Source organism: Sphaerisporangium flaviroseum (assembly GCF_039537005.1).
Classification (GTDB): Bacteria; Actinomycetota; Actinomycetes; order Streptosporangiales; family Streptosporangiaceae; genus Sphaerisporangium; species Sphaerisporangium flaviroseum.
Genome location: NZ_BAAAZR010000064.1, coordinates 1 through 6,707 on the forward strand (window position 1 = coordinate 1; position 6,707 = coordinate 6,707).

General features: G+C 64.3%; 5 protein-coding genes. 1 reads left to right on the forward strand and 4 read right to left on the reverse strand.

Annotated elements, in window-relative coordinates; all coding sequences use genetic code 11:
• Positions 1–1,389 precede the first annotated feature (1,389 nt).
• Positions 1,390–2,016, forward strand: a complete 627-nt coding sequence (locus tag ABD810_RS40575) for a DUF6461 domain-containing protein (protein ID WP_344953825.1) — start codon at positions 1,390–1,392, stop codon at positions 2,014–2,016.
• A 1,064-nt stretch (positions 2,017–3,080) separates the two neighbouring features.
• Here ABD810_RS40575 and ABD810_RS40580 read toward each other — a convergent pair.
• The 4 genes from ABD810_RS40580 to ABD810_RS40595 form a co-directional block, all read right to left on the reverse strand.
• Positions 3,081–3,758, reverse strand: a complete 678-nt coding sequence (locus ABD810_RS40580; RefSeq protein WP_344953828.1) for a sulfotransferase domain-containing protein — start codon at positions 3,756–3,758, stop codon at positions 3,081–3,083.
• Positions 3,759–4,333: 575 nt separating this feature from the next.
• Complete coding sequence (locus ABD810_RS40585) at positions 4,334–5,002, reverse strand: hypothetical protein (protein ID WP_344953830.1); 669 nt, start codon at positions 5,000–5,002, stop codon at positions 4,334–4,336.
• Positions 5,003–5,007: 5 nt separating this feature from the next.
• Positions 5,008–5,808 carry an IS21-like element helper ATPase IstB gene (istB, locus tag ABD810_RS40590; RefSeq protein WP_344953833.1) on the reverse strand — a complete coding sequence of 267 codons (801 nt, stop codon included), beginning with the start codon at positions 5,806–5,808 and terminating at the stop codon, positions 5,008–5,010.
• Positions 5,805–6,707 (reverse strand): Mu transposase domain-containing protein (locus tag ABD810_RS40595; protein ID WP_425567059.1); only part of this gene is annotated, 903 nt, incomplete at its 5' end. The genes ABD810_RS40595 and istB, both read right to left, overlap by 4 nt.

Below are 6,707 nucleotides of genomic sequence, written 5' to 3' on the forward strand. Positions count from 1 at the left end.
AGTGAGCATGCAGGGTGAGGAGGATTCGGCGCCCTCAACTCAAGAACTGTTGCTTACCCTCGAAACCCCAGAGTTCAGCGGAACTGAAGGCTCCTCAGGATGAACTGAAGTTTCTTCAGGCGCTATGTGTGAATGATAGAAACCGAGGGGGGCGTACGCCTGGATCGGGTATGGATCGACCGGGAGCATCCCACACTGCTCGTTACTCAAGGGCTTCTTGTTGGTCTGGAATTTCCGCCACTCGATGACTAACAGGTGGCCGTTGACCATGGAGTAATAGCCGAGTTGAGCGCGCCTCATCGGGCGGGCGAGTTGGGAATGGCGATCAGCCTGCGTATCAACGCGGTACCTCTTGAGGCCGGCTCACACAATCCAACGCGGCCATCCGGATCCTCAACCGCTGATAGCTACGGCGGACCCCGTCCAAACGCTGCAGCGCGGCCTGGACGGTCATCAGGTCGCATGACAGCACCTCGTTGCAGGAGTTCACCGCTCATACCACCCCACCGCAGCCTCGGGTCACCGCTCAAAGACAAGCGCGCCTACTCGGTCAGCCCATCAGCCACCTGGCGCCGCGTGGTCTCGCGGGACCCTTCGGCGCACGGCGCGAAACCGCCTTCCATCAAGTTCCCCGTATACAGGTGGGCGGCGCACTCCAACGGGTTTCGGTCGAGTCATCTTCGATTTTTCCAAGGAAGCCTCGATCGGTCGAGGGGAGGTTATCGCCGCCACGCTGGCGGCCGTACGGGAGATAGCGATTGCGGCTGACAGCGCCATCGCCGTCACCGATCGGGAGCTGCCGCGAACCGTGCAACCCGGCCATGAGCCAGGTCACGGCATTACCGATACGCATGGCGACGACGGAACCGTCCGGGGTCGCGTAGTACCGCTTGCCGTTGCTCCCCCATTTGCAGGGCCTTTGACGCTGGGCTTCGACCCCGCCCGTTTCCAGACGAAGCCGCCAGCCTGCTACCAGGCCTCCTGGTAGTTACCCGGACCGGACTCACACCGGCAAGCGACGACGAGCTTACGAACAGCAAGATCCACCGCTATGTCACGGCTTCACCTCCTGCTCTGCTGGGCGCACAAAAAGGCTCACTATGCAAGGGGCATGGACATCGGCCGAGCGCATCAACCGGCCAGACGCCCGCAACTTCTCGGTTCGCCCGGTCTGGTGGAGTAACAACACCCCCGACGGTTACCAGCTTAGACTCTTCTATGAATACAATCGTATTCTTGGCGTTGATCGAAACAACCGCAAACCCGAATCGATCTGTTCCTCGTAGACCATAAGGTGCCTCAGGCGCCGCCCGCTCCGTAGAATCACAGCCAGGGCGCTTTAGGAAAATGCTAGAGCACCCTGGCCGGGACCCGCATCAGGAGATAACGATGTTGAGTGAGCTGATCAACTTCTATCAGAGAATCGCTGCGAACGATCTGCCGGGCGACATCTGCTGGATAGTGGTTCAGCCCCTGTCCGGCGTGCTGTCAGTGAACGAAGCCGTGACACGGATCGGTGGACGGCCTGAAAACCTCCGCAACATGACCACGTTGGATGCATATTCCATCTCTCCCGGTGACACGCTTTCCTTCGAAGAGACGGAGACGTCGGTTTCAATATTGCAGATCGGCGGGTTCGTCGGCATGTTTCCAGAGATGATCGAGCCGCTCAGTCGCGGTGCCCGCGCCTGGGTTGTCTACTGGGAAGTCAATGCCAACTTCAGCATGCTGCACTGGGTTGACGGTTCCTGTGTCGGCGGGTGGGATCCGTATGCACCGCGTAAAGGCTGGGCAACTGGTTTGGGGCCAATGGCTCAATATGCCGATTTCTTTCTCCAGTACGATATATACGACGATGATCAGGATCCAAACTACGGCGAAGCTGTAACGCTTGCAGTGATTGAAGCTGAGAGCGGCGTACGCCTGGATCGGGCATGGATCGACCGGGAGCATCCGACATTGCTCGTTACGCAGAGTCTTCCCGTCGGTCTGGAATTTCCGCCATTCGATGACTGACGGGTGGCCGTTGACCATGGAGTAAAAGCCGAGTTGAGCGCGCCTCATCGTGCGGCGAGTCGGGAGCGGCCATCAGCCTGCGCATCAACGCGAAACTTCTTGAGGCTGGCAAACGCTGCAGCGCAACCTAGATGACATACAGCTCCTCGTTGCAGGGGTCCACCTCCAGCTCGCTCCTACCAGACCACCGGAGCCTCCGGGTCACCGCTCGAAGGCAAGCGCGCCAACTCGGTCAGCGCTCAGCCACCTGGCGCTGCGTAGTCTCGCAAACCCCTCGGCGTACGGCGCGAAGCTGCCGTCCATCAACTCCGCCGTATACAGGTGGGCGGCGCACTCAATGGGCTTATCCGGTCGCGGCCTTGCGCGCGGGCGCGGCAGCGAGGACATCGTGGAACTCCCACACATCGCATTCGATCTGGTGTGGGTTCAGAAGCGGTCAGCGGTGTGCACGATGAACATCGCCGCGTGCTGCTCGGTCATCCGCCGCAGTGCGCCCCGGCCCGAGGACCGACTCGGCCTGCGGCCACGCCCCGGCTGCGCAGCGGCTCGCCGCCCAGGTCCAGATCGGTCCACGACGAGATGACGACGGCCGCGCCGGGCAATCCCCGATGGCTGGACCGGCCGACGCAGCCAGACCGGTCCCAACGTCGATCCCGCTCAGACGTCACCGTGCTAGGCCAGGACGCCGTGGCGCACGCCCGCCGGGCCGAGGCCCAGGATGCCAATCGCTGAACGGCTACGGGGCCAGAAGCGTCACCGCCCGGCGGGGAGGCTGATCCATCCCGGTCCGCGCGTCAGCGATCCGTACCCCGCACACCAAAGCGATGTCGGTCCAGGACAGGTTTCCTCGCGCAGACTGCGTACCGCTTCAGCGAGCGTCCTGTTGTATCGGGCACGCTCCTTGGTCGGCGCGTCCAGCTCGGCCGATTGACGGGGTCGCCGCCGAGTTGGAGTTTCCCCTCGACCCATCGCCGCACGCTCGCGCCGCCGGTTCGGAACCGGTTGAGAACCAGCCGCCGGCGAACTCGGCCGCGCTCCACCCCTCGTGCCGCCCGTCGTCGGTCTCACGCATCGCGTGAATACCCAAGCAGCTCCATGGCCGTGACGTTATCGGGGCGGGACCAGAAGAGCTGTTGCAGTTCCTCTGGCAGCTCGTCCGAGTGTGTGCCTGTGTGTCCTCTCCGGAAGAAGCCGCCGTCGACCCGGTGGAGCTCTGCGAAGGTGGGAATGCGGGCATCAGGCAGTGGCCGTAGGGTCGGCGCCAGCGTGGCCAGCACCTTCTCGACGGTCCGTCGCGGCTCGCGAATCAACTCCTCGTAGCGGAGCATCACGCGATGGGGCGCGGGCGGACGTAGCCAGCTCAGTACGTTCCGGCCCCAACTGCCCGTTCCTACCTCGTCACGGCGGTTGATTATCGCGCGGAGCTCCGCCTCGACATCAGGCGCACCGGTCAGATGGGCCCATGAGGTTATGGAGTCGCGGCCGTCTCGGACGAGACAGATCGCGCGATCCTCTTCCCCGACACGCTGCCGGTGCGTCTTGACGAAATGCGGCTTCTCGGAGGCGCGCATCTCCTCGATTGAGGAGGGACGCTCCTCGAAGCCGATCAATTCAGGACCAAGCCGCGCGGCTACGCCATCGACGTCGTAGACAGTGGAGGTGTGCACGCCGTACAGCTGCTTGAGGATGATGCGGAGGAAGGTGTTGCCTGATCGGGGGAACGAAGCGACCCAGATGATCATGCCCTTAACAGTAATGTCGGACCTCACGGGCGCGGACCTCACCGGCGTGGTCGGGTTGCCGCCGGGGCTGGGTGGTGGGGCGGTTTCCGGTGCGCAGCCGGGGTGATGACGGCGGGTCGGCGACCGGGCGAAATGCCGGGTTCGCGGGCCTGGAGATCGGTCCCGGGATCGACAATACTCGCCGGTACCGGTCTTCCCACCCGGTGCCGGCACCGGGTGGGCGGCCGGGTGGTCCTGCAGCTCGCGGTGGCGGAACTGGTAGGCGATTCCTGAGATTCGCATGAGCCCGGCGCCGTCGGCCCAGTGCAGGAGGCGGCCCAGCCGCCACGGAGAATCCGACGTGCGTCGAGGGCGGGGCGATCGTGCCGCGCGACTCTGGGGAAGCCGACAGGGCCCGGCAGCTGCGAAGCCTGGGCATCGCCCAGTCACAGGCTGATTTTGCCGATGACGAGTAGCAGCGTTTGCCGCTCAGCTCGGACAGCACTCTGGGGCAGTAGGCGCCAAGAATGTCGGTGAGAATTGACAGCGCTCGGCGTGTAGTCCAACCGGGGAGCATGCCGTCTCGCAACAAGCCCCTACTCGGCTGGTGGCGCCGTCGGCCTCGGCTTGTTATCCGGATCGGGAGCGCTGACAGGAGCCTGTGGGAGCACCGTGTCAGGATCTCCAGCGCTGAGTGCTCCTTTCCGAGACTCATCGGTAGTTGTCGAAGCAGCCATGGCCATGATCTGCGCCATTGCGATAGGAAATCCGAACTCGATCTCAAGCGACTGATCGCTGCACTCGCGTAGCGTTCGAAGCGCCTGATCTCTCCCGGAATTCAGGCACACCATTGCGCGTCGGGCCTTCTCCCACAGACGATACAAAGTGATCACAAGCGGCTTCAGTTCGCTGTAGGTTCTGAGATCTATGGCTGCTACCAGGGTTAATGCGCTTTGCAGTCCCGGATAGGCCCGATTCGTCTCCGCGTCAAAAGAGGCGACCATCGATTGATCCACGGCATCCGGATCACGAGAGGCGAACCAGCTGATCCATGCGATCGCATGGTTGATGACGAACACTCCAGCGAAGACGCCAGCGATGTGCTCGCGAAGTGCCCGAGCCTCGTCACTGCGTCGGGTTTCCTGACGTCGCGTGCGCTCGATTCGCATGGTCGCGGCGACAGTGAGAGCCCCGCTGAGTATGGCGGCACCGGCACCTATCAGGGCGCCGGAGAGTGCGATGGCGGCTGTGTCCAAAACTGCCATGGTGATCAGCTCGCAGTCTTCGCGGCGGCGGCTTCAGCATGGGCGCGGGTCTGGGCGAGCCGGTAGGACTCGGTGCCCGTCTCGGTGATGTTGCCGCCGTAGGTGAGCCGGTCCACGATGGCCGCGCAGAGCGGAGGCTCGGTAAATGTCTTAGTCCATCCAGAAAACGACTCATTTGAGGCGATCGCGACACTGTTGGTCTCCTCCCTTTCGGTGAGAACCTGGAACAGCAGTTCGGCTCCGTGCCGATCAAGCTCCATGTATCCGAGCTCATCGATACAAAGGAGATCGACGCGGCCGTAGCGGGCGATGGTCTTGGTCAGCACCTTCTCGTCGGCGGCCTCGACCAGCTCGTTGACCAGCTTGGCGGCCAGGGTGTACTTGACCTTTAACCCGGCCAGCGCGGCCTCGGTGCCCAGCGCGATGAGCAAGTGCGACTTGCCTGTCCCGGAGTCGCCGATCAGACACAGCGGCAGGTGCTTGCGCACCCAGTCGCAGGTGGCCGGCGTATGGATGACGGCCGGGTCGACGTTGGGGTTGGCGTCGAAGTCGAACTCGCGCAGCGACTTCTGTCTCGGAAAGCTCGCCGCCTTGATCCGCCGCTCCGACGCTTTGCGGGCACGGTAATCGCATTCGGCCACCAGCAGCTCGGCCAGGAAGCGAAGATAGCTCATCTGGTCGCGGGGAGCGGCGGCCAGCTCGACGAACTGGGAGCGGATAGTCGGCAGCCGCAACCGCTGGCAGGCCTGGTAGATCGAGGCTTCGGCCGCTTCCTCGGTCAGGGCGCGGCGGTGAAAGGTGGTCATGGCAGCTCTCCCTCGGACGCGGACCGGCCACCGGTCCGGCGGCGCAGCAACTGGTCATAGACGGCCACCGAAGGCAGCGGCCGGCTGTCAGGCGGCAGTTGGGCCAGCCGCCGGGTGGTCAGCGACACCACCGCGGGCTCATCGAGCCAGGCCAGCCGTTCCGTCCGGGGCGGCGACGGGCCCACCTCCGGCGTGTCGTCGGCCTGAGCGATCTTGCGAGCCTCCAACGCGACGGCGTCGGCGGTCAACGCCCCCACCCTTAACGCGGCCTCCATTCCCGCCACCACGTACCGATGCTCCATGTGCCGGTGCAGTAGCAGCACCTCAATCAGCGCCCGGGTCCCGTCGGCGTCCCCGTGCGCGCGGCGGGCCGCGGCCCACCAGGCCTCATACGTAGCGGTGAAGGTTCCTGCGGCCCGGGCCTGTTCCAGCGCGGTGGCGCCGGGCAACGCGCCGGGCTTGTGTGCCAGGGCCTCCAGGTAGTGGTCCAGTTCCAGCCGTGCTCCGCCCTTGGCGATCAGCCGCTCGTGCCGGGCCACTTCTGCGCCCTTGTGGTAGACGACCAGGTGGGAGGCGCACAGCATGACCCGCACCTGGCGCCCGGCCAGGCGGATCGGCACCGAGTAGCGGTTGGTGCGCACGCTGACCTGTCCGTGCAGGTTGACGCGCGGGGTCAGCAGCCGGCCGATCTCGAACGGCTCGACCGGCAGCGGCGCCAGCAGGGTCCGCTCGTGGGCGAAGCGCTCGCCGATGGTCTGGGGGCGCATCCGGATCCGGCGCTGCTCGTCTTTGATGTCCCACTGGTCGATCAGCGCGTTGAGCTCGCTGATCGAGGCGACATCGGTCCTGTTGACTGAACTACTTACTGCACCGCTCGTGCTTAGAGTGCGGTTGAGGAT

What these genes read in the sequence shown, in the direction of transcription:
- ABD810_RS40585 (WP_344953830.1), bottom strand. Translation starts at nt 5,002, where the DNA reads ATGGCAGTTTTGGACACAGCCGCCATCGCACTCTCCGGCGCCCTGATA.
- ABD810_RS40575 (WP_344953825.1), top strand. Translation starts at nt 1,390, where the DNA reads ATGTTGAGTGAGCTGATCAACTTCTATCAGAGAATCGCTGCGAACGAT.
- istB (WP_344953833.1), bottom strand. Translation starts at nt 5,808, where the DNA reads ATGACCACCTTTCACCGCCGCGCCCTGACCGAGGAAGCGGCCGAAGCC.
- ABD810_RS40580 (WP_344953828.1), bottom strand. Translation starts at nt 3,758, where the DNA reads ATGATCATCTGGGTCGCTTCGTTCCCCCGATCAGGCAACACCTTCCTC.